Here is a 22,181-nt window from a genome sequence, read left to right on the forward strand (position 1 = left end):
CCGCCTTCCTGCACCTCGAAAGCCATAACCTATGAAAAATTAGACGTCGTCGCCGTAACCGAGGCTACGCAGCGCGCGCTCGTCATCGGCCCAACCGGATTTCACTTTCACCCACAGCTCGAGGTGAACGGGCGCTTCGAACATCTCCTGCATGTCTTTACGCGCTTCGATGCCGATGGTTTTAATTTTGGCCCCTTTGTTGCCAATAACCATCTTCTTCTGCCCTTCACGTTCAACGAGGATCAGACCGTTAATATCGTAACCACCGCGTTCGTTAGAGATAAAACGTTCAATCTCCACGGTAACGGAGTACGGCAGTTCAGCCCCCAGAAAACGCATCAGCTTTTCACGGATGATTTCAGACGCCATAAAGCGCTGAGAACGGTCGGTGATGTAATCTTCCGGGAAGTGATGAATGGCTTCCGGCAGGTGCTTACGCACGATGCCCGCAACGGTATCAACATTCAGGCCGGTTTCGGCAGAAATCGGGACAATATCAAGGAAGTTCATCTGGCTTGCCAGGAACTGCAGGTGCGGCAGTAAATCGGCTTTTTCCTGAACGTTGTCAACTTTGTTCACAGCCAGAATAACCGGGGCTTTACCGTCGCGCAGCTTGTTGAGCACCATTTCGTCGTCCGGCGTCCAGCGGGTGCCTTCCACAACGAAAATAACCAGTTCAACATCACCAATCGAGCTGCTTGCCGCTTTGTTCATCAGGCGGTTGATCGCCCGTTTTTCTTCCATATGCAGGCCCGGGGTATCAACATAAATCGCCTGATACGCACCTTCGGTATGGATGCCAACAATACGGTGACGTGTTGTCTGAGCCTTACGTGAGGTTATGGAAATCTTCTGCCCAAGCAGATTATTCAACAGGGTGGATTTGCCGACGTTCGGGCGACCGACGATGGCAATAAATCCGCAGTAAGTTTTCTCTTCGCTCATTCCAGCTCCAGTTTTTTCAACGCCTGTTCGGCGGCAGCCTGCTCAGCCTTACGACGGCTCGAACCTGTGCCAACCACCGGTTCACTCAGGCCGCTGACCTGGCAGTGGATAGTAAATTCTTGATCGTGTGCTTCACCACGAACCTGCACCACCAGATAGGACGGTAGCGGCAGGTGGCGACCCTGCAAATATTCCTGCAGGCGCGTTTTCGGATCTTTTTGTTTATCGCCTGGGCTAATTTCATCCAGACGAGTCTGATACCAGTTCAGGATCAGTTGTTCAACGGTTTGAATATCGCTGTCGAGGAAGACGCCGCCGATCAAGGCTTCAACGGTATCTGCCAGGATCGATTCACGACGGAAACCGCCGCTTTTCAGCTCGCCTGGCCCCAAACGTAAACATTCACCGAGGTCAAACTCACGGGCTAATTCAGCCAGCGTATTGCCGCGAACCAGCGTCGCGCGCATGCGACTCATATCACCTTCATCCACACGCGGAAAACGGTGATACAGCGCATTAGCGATAACAAAGCTCAGAATAGAGTCGCCTAAAAATTCTAAACGCTCGTTATGTTTGCTGCTGGCGCTACGGTGAGTTAATGCCTGCTGCAACAGCTCCTGATGATTAAAAGTGTAGCCCAGCTTCCGTTGAAGCCGATTAATTACGATGGGGTTCATGCGATACCAATAAATGAATGCGTCAACAATTCAGCACACGAAACAGACCTGATATACGCATTTCGCTTAGCCATCCCGCTTCGGCTGAATGCATTTATACACAAACCAACGCTGTTTCGTGTGCCGTGGCAACCTGTCGGTGCCAACCTCAAACTTCGGGGGAATATTCTATACACAACGACAAGGGATGTCGTTAGTCTGCGGGAATTTATCCGAGAAATAATTCACGTTGTCGCCATAATGACGACAACGTGAACGATTATCAGCGATTAGTGAATGCCACCAATACGGCTTAAACGCACACCGGTCGGCCATTCGCCTTCTTGCTTATCGAAACTCATCCAGATAGCGGTCGCTTTACCAACCAGATTCGCTTCCGGCACAAATCCCCAGTAACGGCTGTCCGCGCTATTGTCACGGTTATCACCCATCATGAAGTAGTGTCCCGGCGGGACGATCCAGGTTGCCAACTGCTGGCCTGGCTGGCGGTAATACATCCCCACCTGATCCTGCGCGATTGGCACGGTCAGAATGCGGTGCGTTACCTCACCCAGCGTTTCTTTACGCTCAGAGAGGCGAATACCGTTATCTTTCGTTTCATTCAGCGGAACCTCAAAGAAGCCGCTGGTCGCTTCACCGCCGTTACGACGCGCAAAGGTCTGCACAAAATCACTTGGCTGAACATCAGAGTACGTTACCGGCAGCGCGTTTTCACACGCCTGACCGGAACTGCATCCTGGCTGAATAGTTACCTCTTTCGCCACCGGATCGTACGTCACTTTGTCTCCCGGTAAACCGACAGCACGTTTGATGTAGTCCAGACGCGGATCTTCCGGGTATTTAAACACCACGATATCACCGCGTTTCGGATGGCCGGTTTCGATCAGCGTTTTCTGGTAAATCGGATCTTTAATCCCGTAGGCAAATTTCTCCACCAGGATAAAGTCACCGATAAGCAGTGTCGGCATCATCGAACCAGACGGGATCTGGAACGGCTCATAAATAAATGAACGCACCACCAGCACAATAGCTAAAACCGGGAAAACGGATGCCCCTGTTTCCAGCCAGCCCGGCTTAGGGGCCACTTTTTTCAGCGTTGCTTTATCCAGTGAATCACCTGCAGCAGCTTGCGCTGCTGCCTGACGCTCCCGGCGTTTTGGCGCGAAGATGAATTTATCTACGCACCATAAAATGCCCGTCACCAGTGTGGCAATCACCAGAATCAGGGCAAACATGTTCGCCATGCCAACTCCTTAAGATTATTTGCTGTCTTTACCGACATGCAGAATGGCGAGGAAGGCTTCCTGTGGCAGTTCGACGTTACCGATCTGCTTCATGCGCTTTTTACCCTCTTTCTGTTTTTGCAGCAGCTTTTTCTTACGGCTGATATCGCCACCGTAGCATTTCGCCAGAACGTTTTTACGCAGCTGCTTAACCGTTGAACGCGCGATGATGTGCGTACCAATGGCCGCCTGGATCGCGATGTCAAACTGCTGGCGAGGGATCAGATCTTTCATCTTCTCGACCAGTTCACGACCACGGCTCTGGGAGTTGTCGCGGTGGGTAATCAGCGCCAGCGCATCGACACGTTCGTTGTTGATGAGAACATCAACGCGCACCATGTCAGACGCCTGGAAACGTTTGAAGTTATAGTCCAGCGACGCATAGCCGCGAGAAGTTGACTTCAGACGGTCGAAGAAGTCGAGTACCACTTCCGCCATCGGAATTTCATAGGTCAGCGCCACCTGGTTACCGTGGTAAACCATGTTGGTCTGTACGCCGCGCTTCTCGATACACAGCGTGATGACGTTACCGAGGTAAGCCTGCGGCAGCAGCATATGACACTCAGCAATCGGCTCACGCAGTTCGTAAATGTTGTTCAACGGCGGCAGCTTGGACGGGCTATCGACGTAGATCGTCTCTTTCGCCGTGGTTTCGACTTCGTAGACTACGGTCGGCGCGGTAGTGATCAGATCCAGATCGTATTCACGTTCCAGACGTTCCTGAATGATCTCCATGTGCAGCAGACCGAGGAAGCCACAGCGGAAGCCGAAGCCCAGCGCGGTTGAGCTTTCCGGTTCATAGAACAGGGAGGCGTCGTTGAGGCTCAGCTTGCCGAGCGCGTCACGGAAGTTTTCGTAGTCGTCAGAGCTCACCGGGAACAGACCGGCGTAAACCTGCGGCTTCACTTTTTTAAAGCCTGGCAGCGGCTTGTCCGCCGGGTTACGCGCCTGCGTCAGGGTATCGCCAACCGGTGCGCCCAGGATGTCTTTAATCGCACAAACCAACCAACCCACCTCGCCGCATTTCAGCTCGGTACGGTCAACCTGTTTTGGCGTGAAGATACCCAGACGGTCAGCGTTATAGACCTGACCGGTGCTCATCACTTTAATTTTGTCGCCTTTACGCATGGTGCCGTTTTTAATACGCACCAGAGATACGACGCCCAGGTAGTTATCGAACCAGGAGTCGATGATCAGCGCCTGTAACGGACCTTCCGGGTCGCCTTCAGGCGGCGGGATGTCGCGCACCAGACGTTCAAGAACGTCAGTGACGCCAACGCCGGTTTTCGCCGAGCAGCGAACGGCATCCGTCGCATCGATACCGACGATATCTTCGATCTCTTCCGCCACACGCTCAGGATCGGCGGCTGGCAGGTCAATTTTGTTCAGTACCGGCACCACTTCCAGATCCATTTCCATGGCGGTATAGCAGTTAGCCAGGGTTTGTGCTTCGACGCCCTGTCCGGCATCAACCACCAGCAATGCGCCTTCACAGGCGGCAAGCGAGCGGGAAACTTCATACGAGAAGTCAACGTGGCCCGGGGTGTCGATAAAGTTAAGCTGATAGGTTTCACCATCAGATGCTTTGAAATCGAGCGTCACGCTCTGCGCTTTGATAGTAATACCGCGCTCACGCTCAAGATCCATCGAGTCGAGAACCTGCGCTTCCATTTCACGGTCAGACAGGCCACCGCAGATCTGGATAATACGGTCAGACAGCGTCGATTTACCGTGGTCGATGTGAGCTATGATTGAAAAGTTACGTATGTTCTTCATATAGTGTAATTATTGTGCCTTACGCCCGCCTGAGCAGGCTCTGAGAAGTCGCTGATCTGAGCTTAACGTCTGTTTAAGTGAAACGCCGCATTCTACACTACAACGCTGAGGCGAGGAAATGTTCATAGAGCAAGGATAGCGGGAACTGGAAACAACTTTGCAAAGTCGGTGAAACTTTTGCCGGATGGCGACACAAGCGCCATCAGGCAAAGCTATCACTGTTGGGTTTCGACGCGAATGAGATCGGGTGGAAGAGCAACGTTCAGAATGACCGGCTGCCAGGCTTCGCGCTCAGCAAGCTTACGAGAGTATCCACGGGCAATCAGGAATCCGCCCACGCCCCCCAGCACGGCTCCGCTTAATGCCGCAAGGTCGGAACCAAACAGCACCTGGAATAGCGCTGCGAAGAGAAAGAGCCCCGCCAACGGAGACATGTAGACCAACATCGCTGAACCCAGCAGGCTACCCTCGGCAATACCCAGTTCAACTTTTTGACCGGGCGCTAAGGGTTCGTCGCTGGGCACCACGATGGTATGCGTGGTCTGCGGCCCAAGTTTGTTCAGCACGCGGCTCCCGCATCCGGCCCGCGAAGCACAGCTGCTACATGATGCTTTAACATCACAGCTGACCGTCGCCAGACCATTTTGCCAGGAGACGACTGTCGCCCACTCTTTAATCATTGTGCAGCCCTGAACTTAATATTGTCCGCGATACGCTTCGCCGTTTGCGGTGGAAGCTCGCCCACAATCGTAATTTCCGCGTTATCACGCACGCTGGTGCTAACCGTTCTACGCCCGGTTCGCAACAGCTGATCGGCGCTGTTTTGCATCGCACGGTTTACGTTCACGGAGAAACTGAACAGGCCATCAGAATATAGGCGCGATTCGATCGGCATGTTATCCATCGTCGGCAGCGGACGTCGACTGCTGGAAACTTCGCTGAAGCCTTGCGGCAACCACGACGGACTCCAGTTGAAGTTGGTTTTCTCGCCCGCAGGAACTGACAGCAACGGCGGTAGATTGGCTTTCGCCAGCGCCTGCATGCTATCGCTAACGCCGTTGTTTACGGTAAAGGCGATAACACGGAACTGTTCCAGCGTCTCACCATCACGGTCGAGAAGATCGACGCGCATCGGCAGCTTAGTCTCCGTGTCCATCCAGACGATATAGCTGTAACGCGTACCGTCACGGGCGACTACGCGGATCACTTCACAGAGCCGATCGGCAATGCGGGTGCGACCTACTGAGATAAAGTCATAGTAGGGAGCAAGACGTTTGAAGTCGGTGTAAATCAGAGAGGGCAGAGAGTCAACGATATAGTCGCCGTTCAGCGTGAACGGTTCGAGACCAGGCTCAAAATAGCTGATTTCATTGCCACGCTGCACCACTTCCCGGCGCGGTCCATCCATTTGCAACAGTTGCGCTAGCGGACGGTTATCCAGGCGAGCATGGCGATAACGTAGGGATTCAACACCCTGCTTATTGATGCTGACAAATGACAGCTCATAGGTTAGCGACTGGCTGGCCAGATTCATCTGCTGCAACAACGCCCCGGACGCAGGATTGGCCGAGGCGTTTACAGAGAAAAACAGGCTACCAGCCACAAGTGACATGGCAAACCAAAGTTGCTTCATTACTGCGATTGCGTTCCTAAAGTTTGAATTCCTGGCACCTGCACAGCGGCTTGCTGTGTTTGGGCCTGCTCAAACTGAAGCTGTTCAGAGTGCAGTCGACGTTGCAGTTCGTAGTCCTGCAACATGGCATTAATACGACGACGCTGCTCCTGTACCTGCTGTTGCTGACCGCCGCTGGCCGTCGCATCAGAGGGTACACCCAGGCTTACCGGACTGGCTTTACCCATCATCGGTAATGTATTAAATACCGGCGTTTCGGGCTGCTGGGACGTTTCAGATTGCCCATTATAGTGCTGGACGCCAACAATAACTGCAAGTGATACACACGCGGCCACACCCATTTGGGTAAGCTGCGCGGCCCACGGACGCATTTTCTTCCAGAATGGCATTTTCTGCCACTGGTGCGGTGCTGGCTGGGCCTCAGGAATCAATGGCACCGTCTGACGTACTGGCTCATCCTGGATGGCAGCCATTACGCGGGCGGAAATATCGAAATGGAGAACGTCGGCGTTATCACCTCGCATAGAATCGCGAATCAGGTGATAACTCTCCCAGGTTTTTTGCATTTCCGGGTCCTGAGTCAGCTCTTTGAGTAACTCAGTATCCAGCGTTTCGCCATCCATTAAAGCGGAAAGTTTTTCTTTCTGCATGCCTAATACCTTTTCCAGTATCCCGCTATCGTCAACGCCTGATAAGCGGTTGAACTTTATTATCAATAGCTTCCCTCGCTCGGAAGATACGTGAACGCACCGTACCTACCGGACAATCCATGATAGCGGCTATCTCTTCATAGCTCAGGCCATCCAGCTCCCGCAAGGTTATTGCCATGCGTAAATCTTCCGGGAGGGACTCAATAGTCCGGAAAACTATCTGTCTCAGTTCTTCTGACAACATTAAGTTCTCAGGGTTCGAAATTTCTTTCAGCGCACCGCCACTTTCGTAATTTTCTGCTTCAATCGCATCAATATCACTGGAAGGTGGACGACGCCCCTGAGCGACCAGGTAATTCTTCGCTGTATTGACTGCAATACGATACAGCCAGGTATAAAAAGCACTATCTCCCCGGAACGAGTCCAGCGCACGATAGGCCTTGATAAATGCTTCTTGTACAACATCGGGTACATCGCCCGATGGTACATAGCGAGAAACCAGACTCGCCACCTTATGCTGATAGCGCACTACCAGTAGGTTAAAGGCTTTCTGATCTCCCTTCTGGACCCGTTCTACCAGGACCTGGTCCGTTAACTGCTCGCTCATCCGAGGTAAAGTCTCCCCAAACCAAATTTCCACGCGCCTTCGAAACGCCACTCCATCAGCTTCACTATGAGCAAGCAAATGCTTAGAGTGCTCAAGTTTCGTAAAGTTCCGTTACGCATTGTTTTTTGTTTGTCATGTTGTAGACAGGTCTTATCTCTCATTATAAGTCTACATAATCCGATCGACGCACTATCTGTTTAGAAATGCCCATTTCACCGCTTGCAGAGTAACCCAACGGCCACTTTATTTCATCACATAATCTGGTGCTAACGGCCTGCTTCACAAAATATTTTTGCTCATTTCGTCCTCGTCATGCTTTTTTTTCATGTTTAGTCACTGCAACACATTTAAAAATAAAACGTGCAGTATCGCGCAATGTGGTGCTATGGTGACCAAACACTGTTTAGTAAATTAAACAAAAATCATGAATACGACTCCTGAATTATCCTGTGACGTGCTGATCATTGGCAGCGGGGCTGCCGGACTCTCACTGGCGCTGCGCCTGGCCGAAAAACATCAGGTTATTGTCCTGAGCAAAGGTCCGGTCAGCGAAGGTTCGACATTTTATGCCCAGGGCGGTATTGCCGCGGTGTTTGATGAAACCGACAGCATCGACTCCCACGTTGAAGATACTCTGATTGCCGGGGCCGGCCTGTGCGATCGCCATGCGGTTGAATTTGTCGCCAGCAATGCCCGCACCTGCGTTCAGTGGCTTATCGATCAGGGCGTCTTATTTGATACGCAGGTTCAGCCCAACGGTGAGGAGAGCTATCACCTGACCCGTGAAGGTGGTCATAGCCATCGACGCATTCTGCACTCTGCGGATGCCACCGGTAAAGAAGTCGAAACCACCCTCGTCAGCCAGGCACAAAATCACCCCAACATACGGGTTCTTGAGCGCAGTAATGCCGTCGATCTGATTGTCTCCGATAAAATCGGTCTGCCGGGAACGCGTCGGGTTGTCGGAGCCTGGATCTGGAACCGTAATAAAGAAGCCGTAGAAACCTGCCATGCCAAGTCAGTAGTGTTGGCCACCGGCGGCGCGTCAAAGGTGTACCAATACACCACCAATCCAGATATTTCCTCGGGTGACGGGATTGCGATGGCCTGGCGTGCGGGATGCCGTGTCGCCAACCTGGAATTTAACCAGTTTCACCCGACAGCGCTGTATCATCCGCAGGCGCGCAACTTTCTGCTAACCGAGGCGCTGCGTGGCGAAGGCGCACATCTGAAGCGCCCGGACGGTTCGCGCTTTATGCCCGATTTTGACGAGCGTGGCGAACTGGCTCCCCGCGATATTGTTGCCCGCGCCATTGACCACGAAATGAAGCGCCTGGGCGCTGACTGCATGTTTCTCGACATCAGCCATAAACCGGAAGAATTTGTTCGTCAGCATTTCCCGATGATTTATGAAAAATTGCTGGGACTGGGCATCGATTTGACCAAAGAGCCGGTTCCCATCGTTCCTGCCGCGCACTATACCTGCGGCGGCGTGATGGTGGATGACTTTGGCCGTACGGATGTCGACGGGCTGTATGCGATCGGCGAAGTGAGTTACACCGGCCTGCATGGAGCCAACCGGATGGCGTCAAACTCATTACTGGAGTGCCTGGTTTACGGCTGGTCCGCGGCTGAAGATATCGACAGGCGAATGCCTTATGCTCGCAGCGTCAGCACCCTCCCGGATTGGGATGAAAGCCGGGTAGAAAACCCGGATGAACTGGTTGTGATTCAGCATAACTGGCATGAGCTGCGGCTATTTATGTGGGATTACGTCGGTATCGTGCGCACAACTAAACGTCTGGAGCGCGCCCTGCGCCGTATCACCATGTTGCAACAGGAAATCGACGAGTATTACGCTCATTTCCGCGTGTCGAACAACTTGCTGGAACTGCGCAATCTGGTGCAGGTTGCTGAGCTGATTGTCCGCTGCGCGATGATGCGTAAAGAGAGTCGGGGCCTGCACTATACGCTGGATTATCCAGAACAGCTTCCAGAGGCGGGCCCGTCCATTCTCTCGCCGCTAAGTCATCACATGAACAGATAAAACGCCTGGGTCAGCGCCGTGTAACCTTCAGAGTAACGTTGGTCTGGCCCACGGATCACCAGCCTGTCACTAAAGCACTCCCCGGCCTGCGGGGAGAATGCCAGCAGTACCCGATTCGGTAGTCGGGCCTCGGTTTCTGCTACATCCGTGCGCAATCGCAGATGCCAGCCCATGCCCAGTGCCTGCTGGGAAAAGGCGTTACCAATCTGTTCGGGCAACACCACACAAAAAAAACCTTCTTCCGTAATGCTGTCTGCCGCCAGCGTCAGCAATACTTGATGATCGAGCGTGGTGGTGTAGCGAGCCTGCTCGCGCTGCGGCGTGGCACATTCCACTCCCTGTTCATAATAGGGAGGGTTGCTGATGATCAAATCAAAGCGCACGGTCTGGCGCGGTACCCACTGCTGCACATCTTCGGTATGAACGTTCACGCGATGCATCCACGGAGATTGCGCGATGTTCTCCTGCGCCTGCTGCGCGGCATCAACATCAAGCTCCACGGCGTCAATGATGACGTTTTCATCTGTGCGCTGGGCCAGCATCAGCGCCAACAGGCCGCTCCCGGTACCAATATCCAGGATCCGCTTTACGCCAGCAACAGGGGCCCAGGCCCCCAATAAAATGCCGTCCGTTCCGACTTTCATTGCACAACGATCGTGTGCCACAAAAAACTGCTTAAAAGTAAATCCATTACGTCTAAGTACGGATGTAGACTGGGGCATGAAGAACAACCTTCCTGGAAAAAAAACGATAACATAGGATAAAAACAATACCTGAGAAGGTATATCCATACAAACAGATGAAGATTGCAGCCGTAACGTCTATAATCAGCGCCCCACTCAGAGGTAGAACATGACTGTAACGACTTTTTCCGAACTTGAACTCGATGAAAGCCTTCTGGATGCCCTCCAGGAAAAAGGTTTCACTCGCCCGACCGCCATTCAGGCTGCCGCCATTCCGCCTGCGCTCGATGGCCGTGATGTACTCGGTTCTGCGCCGACAGGCACCGGTAAAACGGCGGCATATTTGCTGCCAGCGTTGCAGCACCTGCTCGACTTCCCGCGCAAGAAATCTGGCCCGCCGCGCATTTTGATTTTGACCCCGACGCGCGAACTGGCGATGCAGGTTGCCGAACACGCCCGTGAACTGGCGAAGAATACGCATCTGGATATCGCCACGATTACCGGCGGCGTGGCTTACATGAACCACATGGAAGTCTTTAGCGAAAACCAGGACATCGTGGTCGCCACTACCGGTCGTCTGCTGCAGTACATTAAAGAAGAAAACTTCGACTGCCATGCGGTTGAGACACTAATCCTCGATGAAGCAGACCGCATGTTGGACATGGGCTTTGCCCAGGACATCGAGCATATCGCTGGAGAAACCCGCTGGCGTAAGCAAACTATGCTGTTCTCCGCCACGCTGGAAGGCGATGCGATCAAAGATTTTGCTGAGCGTCTGCTGGAGGATCCGGTCGAAGTTTCGGCGGATCCGTCTACCCGCGAACGCAAGAAGATTCATCAGTTTTACTACCGTGCCGATGACATCGAGCACAAAACGGCCCTGCTGATCCATTTGTTAAAACAACCGGAAGCGACCCGCTCGATTGTCTTCGTACGTAAACGCGAGCGTGTGCACGAGCTGGCAGGCTGGCTGCGCCAGGCGGGCATTAATAACTGCTATCTCGAAGGCGAGATGGTGCAGAACAAACGTAATGAAGCGATCAAACGCCTGACCGATGGTCGTGTGAACGTGCTGGTAGCAACCGACGTTGCCGCTCGTGGGATCGATATTCCTGACGTCAGCCACGTGTTTAACTTCGACATGCCGCGCAGTGGCGATGCCTATCTGCACCGCATTGGGCGTACCGGTCGTGCAGGCCGTAAAGGTACTGCGATCTCTTTGGTTGAAGCCCACGACCATCTGCTGCTCGGCAAAGCGAGCCGCTACATTGACGAGCCACTGAAAGCACGCGTCATCGACGAACTGCGTCCAACCACGCGCGCGCCAAGTGAGAAATCTAACGGTAAGCCATCCAAGAAAGTGCTGGCGAAGCGCGCCGAGCAAAAAGCGAAAGAGAAAGAGAAACCGCGGGTGAAAAAACGTCACCGCGACGCCAAAAATGTCGGCAAACGCCGTAAGCCAAGCGGAGCTGCTACCCAGCAGTCCGACAAAGAGTAAACCGAATGCCGGGCCGTTTAGCCCGGCATTTTTTGTGCACAGAAAAGCGGAAGATACGTTGGCATCTTCCGCTTTCAGATTCTCTGCCAGACGGGGTTATTCCCCGTGAGCCTTACAGGCTCTCAGTAAAGGTACGAGCAATAACGTCGCGCTGCTGTTCTGGCGTCAGAGAGTTGAAACGCACGGCATAACCAGAAACACGGATGGTCAGCTGCGGATATTTTTCCGGATGTTTAACCGCATCTTCCAGAGTTTCGCGGCGCAGAACGTTCACGTTCAGGTGCTGACCACCTTCCACACGGACTTCCGGCTGTACGTCTACCGGTACTTCACGGTATTCGATTTCACCCAGTTTGCTGACAGCAACGACTTCATCAGCATTGAAACCTGCTTTCGCAACGATGCAGCGTGCTTCGCCTTTTTCGCTGTCCAGCAGCCAGAAAGAGTTCAGCAGGTCGTCATTTGCAGCTTTAGTAATCTGGATACCTGTAATCATTTGATGCCTCCCCGGCAAAATTATTTGATCTCGGTTGGCCGTCATCCGGCCAATTGGTAAAACCATTGTTGCTTGAGTGTATATATACCCCTCACACACCCTTGAATCTTTGATTTAAATCAATAAAAACCACACATGAAAAGTGGTGATAGGTGGATTTTATTGTTTTACATCAACTTACGCCACATGCGCAGCTAAACTTTTTACATAGATTTTCAACTATCTTTAAGGGGTAGACCCTTGAGAAACGTACAGAATTTTGCGACGTCGAAAGAAGCAGTTAAGCTAGGGGGATTGAAAATTCGCAGGAGAGCGAGATGGCCACCGAATTAACCTGGCACGATGTGCTGGCAGAAGAGAAACAGCAGCCTTATTTTGTTAACACGCTGCATACTGTGGCGGGCGAGCGTCAGTCGGGTATGACAATTTATCCGCCACAAAAAGATGTATTCAACGCTTTTCGCTTTACCGAACTTGGCGACGTGAAAGTCGTCATCCTGGGTCAGGATCCTTACCACGGTCCGGGCCAGGCACACGGTCTCGCGTTTTCTGTCCGCCCCGGTATTGCCACCCCGCCCTCGTTGCTGAACATGTACAAAGAGCTGGAAGCAACGATTCCTGGCTTCACACGCCCAACGCACGGATATCTGGAAAGCTGGGCACGCCAGGGTGTGCTGTTACTCAACACCGTGCTTACTGTCCGCGCCGGGCAGGCACATTCGCACGCCAGTCTGGGATGGGAAACATTTACCGATAAAGTCATCAGCCTGATTAACCAACATCGGGAAGGCGTGGTATTCCTGCTCTGGGGTTCACACGCACAAAAGAAAGGTGCGATTATTGATGCGCAGCGTCACCATGTATTGAAAGCGCCGCACCCATCACCGCTCTCTGCGCATCGCGGTTTCTTTGGCTGCAATCATTTTGTACTGGCTAATGAGTGGCTGGAACAGCGAGGTGAAAAGCCGATTGACTGGACGCCGGTATTACCCGCAGAAAGCGAGTAAAAAAATGCCAGCGAATCGCTGGCATTTTTATTATCAGGCTTTGTTCTGACGCCACCACTCCGCGAGCAGCACGCCGGTCGCGACAGAAACGTTGAGCGTTTCTACGTTCCCCGTACCGTCTATCGCCACGCACAGGTCGTCGGCTGAGCATGCTGCTTCTGGCAGAGCCTCACGCTCACGCCCTAATACCAGCACCATTTTTTCCGGCAACGTGGTAGTAAACAGCGGCTTGCCTTTCACGCTTGAGGTCATCACTACCGTGTAACCCGCTTTACGGAAGTCGTCCAGCACATCGACAATACTGTCACCGGTGATCGGCTGAACGTGCTCAGCTCCGCCTTCAGCGGTGCGGATAGCCGCACCTGATTCCAACAGCGCCGCATCCTGTACCACTACGCCTTTCACACCGAAGTGCGCGCAGCTACGCATCATGCCGCCCAGGTTGTGCGGGTTAGCAATGTCTTCCAGGGCCAGCACGCAATCCTGCGCCCCGGCCTGACCAACCCACTGCTTAACAGTGGTACCGTTACGTTTTTTGATCAGGAAACAGACGCCGCCATGGTGTTCAGTGCCGGAGGCTTTCGCCAGCTCGGCTTCGTCAACCACGTGGTAGGCTTTGCGGTTCGCCGCCATCCAGCGTAATGCTTCTTTAAAGCGCGGGGTTACGCTCTGAACAAACCAGGCGCGAACAATAGCGTCCGGACGACTCTGGAACAGAGCCTGACAGGCATTCTCACCGTAAACGCGGGTTTCTTCCGCGCGCTGACGACGTAATACTTCAGGATCGATAAAGCTTTTGCCGCTGATACCACCGTGATCGGCTTTGTCTGCTGCATCATCATTCGGTGCGCGGGACACGGTACGCCATGGTGAATCTTCACGTCCACGATCGCGTTCTACATCGCGGCCACGACCACGTTCACGACCACGTTCGCTGTTCGGACCCTTTCTGTCATCACGGGCAGGGCGACGACCGCCTTCGGCTCGGGAAGTACCGGGGCGACCGCCGCCTTTACCAGTACGTGGATTTTGGGTGCGTTTGTCCGAGTCATCGTCACTGCGGACGTACATCACTTTGACCTTGCCGTTTTTATTCTTCAGTTCGTCGCTCATGTTTTTCTCCACCTGCTCTGCGCGAAGCGCGAAGATTACCCGATGTGCACGTCGTTAGCCATTATTTCATTTAAAAGCTAAGGACTATTGTACTCATTGAATAAAACGCATTGTTGTTTAGAACAGACTCCCCGATAATATGTAACATAATAGAAACATACTGGCGTTACTGCCGTGAAGTCCACTCCACTCATCCAGAGGTTAGTTATGAATACCGTTTGTACCAGCTGCCAGGCTATCAACCGCATCCCCGACGATCGTGTCCAGGAAGCGGCTAAATGCGGACGCTGTGGTCACGACCTGTTTGATGGGAAGGTGATCAATGCGACCGGTGAAACACTGGATAAACTGTTAAAAGACGATCTCCCGGTGGTGGTTGATTTTTGGGCCCCCTGGTGTGGTCCATGCCGTAACTTCGCCCCGATTTTTGAAGATGTCGCGGAAGAGCGTAGCGGTAAAGTGCGTTTTGTTAAAGTGAATACAGAAGCCGAGCGAGAACTCAGCGCCCGTTTCGGTATCCGCAGCATCCCGACCATTATGATCTTCAGAAAAGGTGAAATCGTCGACATGCTTAATGGCGCCGTACCTAAAGCCCCGTTTGATAGCTGGCTTAACGAATCATTATAATCTCTACGGGGCGCATCTTGTGCCCCGTTTTCACCTCTGCGACAATAGCGTTTTTCAACGTGTTCTCCCATGACCGATAACGCTGTTCTTCAGTTACGCGCTGAGCGCCTCGCGCGCGCCACGCGCCCTTTCCTTGCCCGAGGTAATCGCATTCGCCGCTGTCAGCGCTGCCTGCTGCCGCTGAAGCTCTGCTTGTGTGCAACGCTGGTGCCGTCTGAGGCCAAAAGCCGCTTTTGTCTGGTGATGTTTGATACCGAGCCGATGAAGCCCAGCAACACGGGACGTTTGATTGCCGATATTTTGCCCGATACCACGGCTTTTCAGTGGTCACGCACCGAACCGCCACAGGCGCTGCTCGAACTGGTGAAAAATCCGGATTATCAGCCGATGGTTGTATTCCCGGCATCCTATGCGGGCGAAGAGCGTGAAGTGATTTTCGCGCCACCAGCCGGTAAACCGCCGTTGTTTATCATGCTTGATGGTACCTGGCCTGAAGCGCGTAAAATGTTCCGCAAAAGCCCGTACCTTGATAACCTGCCGGTGATCTCCGTTGATTTATCGCGACTTTCCGCTTACCACCTGCGTGGCATTCACGCCGAAGGGCAATACTGTACTGCCGAAGTGGCCATTGCGTTGTTGGATCTGGCGGGCGATACGCAAGCCGCGGAGGGGTTGAGCGAACATTTCACTCGCTTTAAAACCCGCTACCTGGCAGGAAAAACTCAACATCAGGGAAGCGTCACAGCAGACTCGCCAGAAAGCGTTTAAAATCATTCGGTCACTGGTGTCATTAAGGAAGCCGATATGAGTCAGCGTGGTCTGGAAGCACTTCTGCGACCGAAATCCATTGCGGTGATTGGGGCGTCAATGAAGCCTAATCGCGCAGGTTACCTGATGATGCGTAACCTGCTTGCCGGCGGTTTCAATGGACCTGTTTTACCAGTGACGCCAGCATGGAAAGCGGTGTTGGGCGTCCTGGCCTGGCCCAATATCAACAGCCTGCCTTTTAGCCCAGACCTTGCCGTGTTGTGCACCAATGCCAGCCGTAACCTGGCATTACTCGAAGCGCTTGGCGAGAAAGGCTGTAAAACCTGCATTATTCTTTCAGCTCCCGCATCGCAGCACCTGGAATTGTTGGCCTGCGCCGCACGCTACAACATACGTCTGCTAGGCCCCAACAGCCTGGGACTTCTCGCGCCCTGGCAGGGGCTTAACGCCAGCTTTTCCCCCGTCCCCATCAAGCGCGGTAAGTTGGCATTTATTTCCCAGTCAGCGGCGATTTCCAACACCATTCTGGACTGGGCGCAGCAGCGTGACATGGGTTTTTCCTGGTTTATCGCGCTGGGCGACAGCCTGGATATCGACGTTGATGAACTGCTGGATTACCTGGCGCGCGACAGTAAAACCAGCGCGATATTACTGTATCTCGAACATTTAAGTGATGCCCGGCGCTTTGTCTCCGCCGCCCGTAGCGCCTCGCGCAATAAACCCATTCTGGTGATTAAGAGCGGTCGCAGCCCGGCGGCGCAGCGTTTATTGCATACCAGCGCAGGGATGGACCCAGCGTGGGACGCGGCTATCCAGCGCGCCGGTTTATTACGCGTACAAGACACTCACGAGCTGTTCTCTGCGGTAGAAACCCTGAGCCACATGCGTCCACTGCGCGGCGACAGGCTGATGATCATCAGCAATGGGGCCGCGCCTGCCGCACTGGCATTAGATGAGCTGTGGTCAAAAAATGGCAAGTTGGCGACACTGAGTGAAGATACCTGCCAGAAATTACGCGATGCGTTACCTGAACATATTGATATCGCCAACCCGCTGGATCTGCGTGACGACGCCAGCAGCGAACACTACGTTAAGACGCTGGATATCTTGCTCGCCAGCCAGGATTTCGACGCACTGATGGTGATTCACTCACCCAGCGCAGCCGCCCCGGGAACAGAAAGCGCACAAGCGTTAATCGAAGCGGTAAAACGTCATCCCCGCGGTAAGTTCGTCTCGTTGCTGACCAACTGGTGCGGAGAGTTTTCCTCCCAGGAAGCCCGTAGACTGTTTAGCGAAGCCGGATTACCTACCTACCGCACGCCAGAAGGCACCATCACCGCGTTTATGCATATGGTGGAGTACCGGCGTAACCAGAAGCAACTGCGGGAAACCCCTGCGCTGCCCGACTACCTGACCACCAATACCGCCGAGGCGCATAATCTGTTACAGCAGGCGATTGCTGAAGGAGCAACGTCGCTGGATACCCATGAAGTGCAGCCGATTTTACAAGCCTATGGCTTACACACGCTGCCGACGTGGATCGCCAGCGACAGCGCTGAAGCCGTACACATCGCGGAGCAAATCGGTTACCCGGTGGCGCTAAAGCTGCGTTCTCCTGATATCCCGCATAAATCAGAAGTTCAGGGGGTAATGCTCTACCTGCGGACAGCAACAGAGGTGCAGCAGGCAGCCAATGCGATTTTTGATCGGGTAAAAATGGCCTGGCCGCAGGCGCGCATTCACGGTTTATTAGTACAAAGTATGGCGAATCGCGCTGGCGCTCAGGAGCTGCGCGTCGTCGTTGAACATGACCCGGTATTTGGCCCGTTGATTATGCTTGGTGAAGGCGGAGTTGAGTGGCGACCAGAAGAGCAGGCCGTGGTGGCGTTGCCGCCATTGAACATGAATCTGGCGCGTTATCTGGTGATCCAGGGGATCAAAAATAAAAAGATCCGCGCTCGCAGCGCATTACGCCCATTGGATATCGCCGGGTTAAGTCAGCTTCTGGTGCAGGTCTCCAATCTGATCGTCGATTGTCCGGAAATTCAGCGTCTGGATATTCATCCGCTGTTGGCCTCCGCCGGTGAATTTACCGCGCTGGATGTCACGCTGGACATTTCCCCTTTCACGGGCAATAACGAAAGCAGGCTGGCTATACGTCCCTACCCCCATCAGCTTGAAGAATGGGTGGAGTTGAAGAACGGCGAGCGTTGCTTGTTCCGCCCTATTTTGCCCGAGGATGAACCTCATCTGCAGCAGTTCATTTCTCAGGTAACAAAAGAAGATCTTTATTATCGCTATTTCAGTGAGATCAACGAATTTACCCACGAAGATTTAGCCAATATGACGCAGATCGACTACGATCGGGAAATGGCCTTTGTTGCGGTACGCTGTAAAAACAATCAGCAAGAGATCCTCGGCGTAACGCGAGCAATCTCGGATCCTGATAACATTGACGCCGAGTTCGCCGTGCTGGTTCGTTCAGATCTCAAAGGGCTTGGACTGGGTCGCCGGTTGATGGAAAAATTAATTGCATATACCCGAGATCACGGACTTAGACGTTTGAATGGTATTACGATGCCAAACAATCGTGGGATGGTCGCCCTGGCCCGGAAACTCGGGTTCGCTGTTGACGTCCAACTCGAAGAGGGAATTGTTGGGCTAACGCTTAATCTGGCCCAATTTGAGGAATCGTGAGTAAGGTACTGGAAATGTTGACCACATTAATAGGTACTGGTGGTATCATTACCCGCTTATGTCGTCTGCATAGCACAGAGGACCCTTCAATGAACAGAGAAGAAATGCACTGTGATGTTGTCAAAATTTAAGCGTAATAAACATCAACAACACCTTGCCCAACTACCCAAGATTTCTCAGTCAGTTGATGATGTAGATTTCTTTTATGCTCCCGCTAATTTCAGGGAGACTCTGCTGGAAAAAATAGCCAGCGCGACGCGACGGATCTGCATTATTGCGCTGTACCTGGAACAGGATGACGGTGGCAAAGGCATACTCGACGCGCTATATGCGGCAAAACGGCAGCGTCCTGAACTGGATGTCCGGGTGCTTGTCGACTGGCACCGAGCCCAGCGCGGACGTATTGGTGCTGCAGCATCGAATACCAACGCTGACTGGTATTGCCGAATGGCACAAGAAAACCCAGGTATTGATATTCCTGTCTACGGTGTTCCGATTAACACCCGAGAAGCGCTTGGCGTCCTGCATTTTAAAGGCTTTATCATCGATGACAGCGTCCTGTATAGCGGGGCCAGCCTGAATGATGTTTATCTGCATCAGCATGATAAATATCGCTATGACCGTTATCAGTTGATTCGCAACGCGCAAATGGCCGATATCATGTTCGATTGGGTCACGCAGAACCTGATGAACGGTCGCGGCGTTAATCGCCTTGATGATATTAATCGCCCTAAAAGCCCGGAAATTAAAAACGACATCCGCCTGTACCGTCAGGAACTGCGCGATGCGTCATTCCATTTTCAGGGTGATGCGGATAATGAACAGCTTTCGGTAACGCCTCTGGTAGGCCTTGGAAAATCCAGTCTGTTAAATAAGACCATTTTCCACCTTATGCCCTGCGCGGAGCACAAGCTCACAATCTGTACCCCTTATTTCAACCTGCCCGCTATACTGGTGCGCAATATCATTCAGCTGCTGCGTGAAGGCAAAAAGGTCGAGATCATTGTCGGTGATAAAACCGCCAACGACTTTTTCATTCCAGAAGATGAGCCATTTAAAATCATCGGCGCGCTGCCCTACCTGTATGAAATTAACCTGCGCCGTTTCCTGAGCAGACTGCAATATTACGTGAATACCGACCAACTGGTCGTGCGCTTATGGAAAGATGATGACAACACCTATCATCTGAAAGGCATGTGGGTTGATGATAAATGGATGCTGCTCACCGGCAACAACCTTAACCCTCGCGCCTGGCGTCTGGATCTGGAAAACGCCATCCTTATCCACGATCCGAAGCAAGAGCTGACTCCCCAGCGCGATAAAGAGCTGGAGCTTATTCGCACGCATACCACCGTCGTTAAGCACTATCGCGACCTGCAAAGCATTGCCGACTATCCAGTCAAAGTGCGTAAGCTCATCCGTCGACTACGCCGTATCCGTATCGACAGACTAATTAGCCGTATTCTGTAACCAAGACCCCGTCAAGTGACGGGGTTTTTCCTATGGAGGCAACGGTGCGCTTGTTTATTCTTTTCAATATCCTGGCCATTTCTGGCTGCAGCCACATGGCAAACGACCGCTGGAGCGGACAAGACAAGGCTCAACACTTTATCGCCTCCGCTATGCTCTCCGCAGCTGGAAACGAATATGCTCAACATCAGGGCAACAGCCGCGATCGCAGCGCGGCTATCGGCCTGATGTTCTCTGTCAGCCTGGGCGCATCAAAAGAGTTATGGGACAGCCGTCCCGCTGGGAGCGGCTGGAGCTGGAAAGACTTCGCCTGGGATGTTGCAGGCGCGTCTACCGGCTATGCAGTCTGGCAACTGGCACATCACTAGAGGCGCAGACCTTTCCCCTTCCCATGCAGCATCAGCGATACCAAAAATGCGACTATTGCCAGTGCTGTAACGTACCAGAAGAATGTTGTTTCCATACCGACAGACTTCAGGGATAACGCAACATATTCGGCTGAGCCACCAAACAGAGCATTAGCCACAGCATAAGATAATCCAACCCCCAGAGCGCGCACCTGTGCCGGGAACATCTCGGCCTTCAGAATACCGCTGATTGACGTATAGAAACTCACAATTAGCAAGGCACACATCACCAGAGCAAACGCCATATACGGGGACGTCACGCTTTGCAACGCTGTCAGAATGGGGACGGTGAAAATCGCGGCCAACGCGCCAAAACACAGCATTGAAGTACGTCGGCCAATTTTATCTGACAAGGCACCGAACAACGGTTGCACCAGCATAAACACACACAGTGCCGCCGTCATAATCCCACTGGCTACGTTGGCATGCATACCGGCGGTATTAACCAGGTACTTCTGCATGTAGGTTGTGAACGTGTAAAAACACAGCGAGCCAGCAGCGGTAAAGCCAAGCACCATGATGAAGGCTTTGCGATTACGCCACAGACCTTTCAGAGAACCAGCTTCTTTCAGCGCGCGAACGTCCTGTTTCGAGGTTTCATCCAACTGTCGACGCAGCCATAACGCAACAATAGCCAGTACGGCGCCCAACGCAAATGGAATACGCCAACCCCACGATCTTAGCGCTGAGTCTTCTAACGTTTGCTGTAATATGACCACAACCAGCAGTGCCAGTAACTGCCCGCCGATTAACGTCACGTACTGGAAGGAAGCATAAAAACCTTTCTTACCTTCAACGGCTACTTCACTCATATAGGTAGCGCTGGTCCCGTATTCACCACCCACAGACAGCCCCTGAAATAACCTAGCCAGCAGCAATAGAGCAGGAGCCCAGGTACCGATGGTTTCATATCCCGGAAGACAAGCGATCACCAGCGATCCCATACACATCATACAAACTGACAGCAGCATCGACTTTTTACGCCCGTGCTTATCCGCGATGCGACCAAACAGCCAGCCGCCAATCGGTCGCATCAGAAAGCCTGCAGCAAAAACTCCGGCTGTTTGTAAGAGTTGCGTGGTGGTGTTTCCTGATGGAAAAAAGATATGAGCAAAATAGAGAGAGCAGAAAGAATAGATATAGAAATCAAACCATTCGACCAGATTCCCTGATGATGCTCCGACAATCGCCCATATACGACGCCGAGTATCGCCGTCTGCCAGCGCCCCGTTCTCAGTTACACTGCTATCAGCCATTAGAATTGTACCCCTGCCAACGATTGCATTAATTTATCAATGGTGGTTGTATCTTTTTTGGTGAAATAAATGTTATATAATTGTTATAATTTATTATGAGAGAAAGATCACGGTTTTCATTAGCAGAGAAAGGATTCAGATATGTTCGAGAAAGAGAAAAATCGGTTTGAAATAGAGTGGGCTTTTATGGGTTGGATAAAATGGTACGCTGCATCCGGCAGTTCTCACTCCCTGAAGACGCAAAAAAGCCCATCCGGCAGGATGGGCTTCTTCACTTATTTGATGCCTGGCAGTTTATGGCGGGCGTCCTGCCCGCCACCCTCCGGGCCGTTGCTGCGCAACGTTCAAATCCGCTCCCGGCGGATTTGTCCTCCTCAGGAGAGCACTCACCGACAGACCACAGATAAAGCGAAAGGCCCGGTCTTTCGACCGGGCCTTTCGCTTTTATTTGATGCCTGGCAGTTCCCTACTCTCGCATGGGGAGACCCCACACTACCATCGGCGCTACGGCGTTTCACTTCTGAGTTCGGCATGGGGTCAG

21 protein-coding genes and 1 rRNA gene are annotated in these 22,181 nt (G+C 52.8%); 8 read left to right on the forward strand and 14 right to left on the reverse strand.

Going from position 1 to position 22,181, the window contains the following annotated elements; all coding sequences use genetic code 11:
* Window positions 1-39: 39 nt before the first annotated feature.
* From era to rseD, 9 genes are all read right to left on the reverse strand, one after another.
* Window positions 40-945 (reverse strand): GTPase Era, encoded by a 906-nt coding sequence (gene era, locus ABIE10_RS12820; RefSeq protein WP_003037581.1) that lies wholly within the window; start codon window positions 943-945, stop codon window positions 40-42.
* A complete protein-coding gene (gene rnc, locus ABIE10_RS12825) occupies window positions 942-1,622 on the reverse strand; it encodes a ribonuclease III (protein WP_003037579.1) in 681 nt (226 codons plus the stop codon). Before rnc ends, era begins: the two co-directional genes overlap by 4 nt.
* Before the next feature lie 269 nt (window positions 1,623-1,891).
* Window positions 1,892-2,866, reverse strand: a complete 975-nt coding sequence (gene lepB, locus ABIE10_RS12830; RefSeq protein WP_016154048.1) for a signal peptidase I — start codon at window positions 2,864-2,866, stop codon at window positions 1,892-1,894.
* A 15-nt stretch (window positions 2,867-2,881) separates the two neighbouring features.
* Window positions 2,882-4,681: a translation elongation factor 4 gene (gene lepA / locus ABIE10_RS12835; RefSeq protein ID WP_003037577.1), complete on the reverse strand. Its 1,800-nt coding sequence runs from the start codon at window positions 4,679-4,681 to the stop codon at window positions 2,882-2,884.
* A 215-nt stretch (window positions 4,682-4,896) separates the two neighbouring features.
* Window positions 4,897-5,361, reverse strand: coding sequence for a SoxR-reducing system protein RseC (rseC, locus tag ABIE10_RS12840; protein WP_016157173.1), 465 nt, complete (start codon window positions 5,359-5,361; stop codon window positions 4,897-4,899).
* On the reverse strand, window positions 5,358-6,314 hold the full coding sequence (rseB, locus tag ABIE10_RS12845) for a sigma-E factor regulatory protein RseB (protein WP_016154050.1): 957 nt from the start codon (window positions 6,312-6,314) through the stop codon (window positions 5,358-5,360). The genes rseC and rseB overlap by 4 nt, the downstream gene beginning before the upstream one ends.
* On the reverse strand, window positions 6,314-6,964 hold the full coding sequence (gene rseA, locus ABIE10_RS12850; protein WP_429155937.1) for an anti-sigma-E factor RseA: 651 nt from the start codon (window positions 6,962-6,964) through the stop codon (window positions 6,314-6,316). Before rseA ends, rseB begins: the two co-directional genes overlap by 1 nt.
* A 31-nt stretch (window positions 6,965-6,995) precedes the next feature.
* Window positions 6,996-7,571, reverse strand: a complete 576-nt coding sequence (gene rpoE / locus ABIE10_RS12855) for an RNA polymerase sigma factor RpoE (RefSeq protein ID WP_003037573.1) — start codon at window positions 7,569-7,571, stop codon at window positions 6,996-6,998.
* A complete protein-coding gene (gene rseD / locus ABIE10_RS12860) occupies window positions 7,568-7,732 on the reverse strand; it encodes a rpoE leader peptide RseD (protein ID WP_049259737.1) in 165 nt (54 codons plus the stop codon). Before rseD ends, rpoE begins: the two co-directional genes overlap by 4 nt.
* 263 nt (window positions 7,733-7,995) lie before the next feature.
* Here rseD and nadB point away from each other — a divergent pair, with 263 nt between their 5' ends.
* The gene (nadB, locus tag ABIE10_RS12865) at window positions 7,996-9,618 is read left to right on the forward strand and encodes an L-aspartate oxidase (RefSeq protein WP_047358259.1); all 1,623 of its coding nucleotides are present in this window, start codon (window positions 7,996-7,998) and stop codon (window positions 9,616-9,618) included.
* Here nadB and trmN read toward each other — a convergent pair.
* Entirely contained in the window at window positions 9,603-10,340 is a 738-nt protein-coding gene (trmN, locus tag ABIE10_RS12870) for a tRNA(1)(Val) (adenine(37)-N(6))-methyltransferase TrmN (protein WP_016154053.1), read from the reverse strand. The two genes, nadB and trmN, sit on opposite strands and share 16 nt — an antisense overlap.
* A 130-nt stretch (window positions 10,341-10,470) precedes the next feature.
* On the opposite strand from trmN, the gene srmB reads away from it, so the two are divergent.
* The gene (gene srmB / locus ABIE10_RS12875) at window positions 10,471-11,799 is read left to right on the forward strand and encodes an ATP-dependent RNA helicase SrmB (protein WP_016157176.1); all 1,329 of its coding nucleotides are present in this window, start codon (window positions 10,471-10,473) and stop codon (window positions 11,797-11,799) included.
* A 112-nt stretch (window positions 11,800-11,911) separates the two neighbouring features.
* Here srmB and grcA read toward each other — a convergent pair whose 3' ends face one another.
* Complete coding sequence (grcA, locus tag ABIE10_RS12880) at window positions 11,912-12,295, reverse strand: autonomous glycyl radical cofactor GrcA (RefSeq protein ID WP_003037563.1); 384 nt, start codon at window positions 12,293-12,295, stop codon at window positions 11,912-11,914.
* A 317-nt stretch (window positions 12,296-12,612) separates the two neighbouring features.
* Between grcA and ung the strand changes: the two genes are divergently transcribed.
* Window positions 12,613-13,302: a uracil-DNA glycosylase gene (gene ung / locus ABIE10_RS12885; protein ID WP_016154055.1), complete on the forward strand. Its 690-nt coding sequence runs from the start codon at window positions 12,613-12,615 to the stop codon at window positions 13,300-13,302.
* A 33-nt stretch (window positions 13,303-13,335) separates the two neighbouring features.
* Here ung and ABIE10_RS12890 read toward each other — a convergent pair whose 3' ends face one another.
* A complete protein-coding gene (locus ABIE10_RS12890) occupies window positions 13,336-14,415 on the reverse strand; it encodes a tRNA/rRNA methyltransferase (RefSeq protein WP_016157178.1) in 1,080 nt (359 codons plus the stop codon).
* Window positions 14,416-14,622: 207 nt separating this feature from the next.
* Here ABIE10_RS12890 and trxC point away from each other — a divergent pair, with 207 nt between their 5' ends.
* The 5 genes from trxC (at window position 14,623) to ABIE10_RS12915 (ending at window position 20,345) form a co-directional block, all read left to right on the forward strand.
* Complete coding sequence (trxC, locus tag ABIE10_RS12895; RefSeq protein WP_200058354.1) at window positions 14,623-15,042, forward strand: thioredoxin TrxC; 420 nt, start codon at window positions 14,623-14,625, stop codon at window positions 15,040-15,042.
* A 69-nt stretch (window positions 15,043-15,111) separates the two neighbouring features.
* On the forward strand, window positions 15,112-15,810 hold the full coding sequence (tapT, locus tag ABIE10_RS12900) for a tRNA-uridine aminocarboxypropyltransferase (protein WP_016154057.1): 699 nt from the start codon (window positions 15,112-15,114) through the stop codon (window positions 15,808-15,810).
* Between the two features lie 36 nt (window positions 15,811-15,846).
* Window positions 15,847-18,507: a bifunctional acetate--CoA ligase family protein/GNAT family N-acetyltransferase gene (locus ABIE10_RS12905; RefSeq protein WP_429155943.1), complete on the forward strand. Its 2,661-nt coding sequence runs from the start codon at window positions 15,847-15,849 to the stop codon at window positions 18,505-18,507.
* Between the two features lie 114 nt (window positions 18,508-18,621).
* Entirely contained in the window at window positions 18,622-19,977 is a 1,356-nt protein-coding gene (gene pssA / locus ABIE10_RS12910; RefSeq protein WP_003835350.1) for a CDP-diacylglycerol--serine O-phosphatidyltransferase, read from the forward strand.
* Window positions 19,978-20,009: 32 nt separating this feature from the next.
* Window positions 20,010-20,345: a YfiM family lipoprotein gene (locus ABIE10_RS12915; protein WP_175299811.1), complete on the forward strand. Its 336-nt coding sequence runs from the start codon at window positions 20,010-20,012 to the stop codon at window positions 20,343-20,345.
* Here ABIE10_RS12915 and ABIE10_RS12920 read toward each other — a convergent pair.
* Window positions 20,342-21,640, reverse strand: coding sequence for an MFS transporter (locus tag ABIE10_RS12920; RefSeq protein WP_016154060.1), 1,299 nt, complete (start codon window positions 21,638-21,640; stop codon window positions 20,342-20,344). The two genes, ABIE10_RS12915 and ABIE10_RS12920, sit on opposite strands and share 4 nt — an antisense overlap.
* Before the next feature lie 453 nt (window positions 21,641-22,093).
* A 5S ribosomal RNA gene (gene rrf / locus ABIE10_RS12925) occupies window positions 22,094-22,181 on the reverse strand; the annotation flags it as partial.

Source organism: Citrobacter sp. 506, assembly GCF_050434985.1.
Lineage (GTDB): Bacteria > Pseudomonadota > Gammaproteobacteria > Enterobacterales > Enterobacteriaceae > Citrobacter > Citrobacter braakii.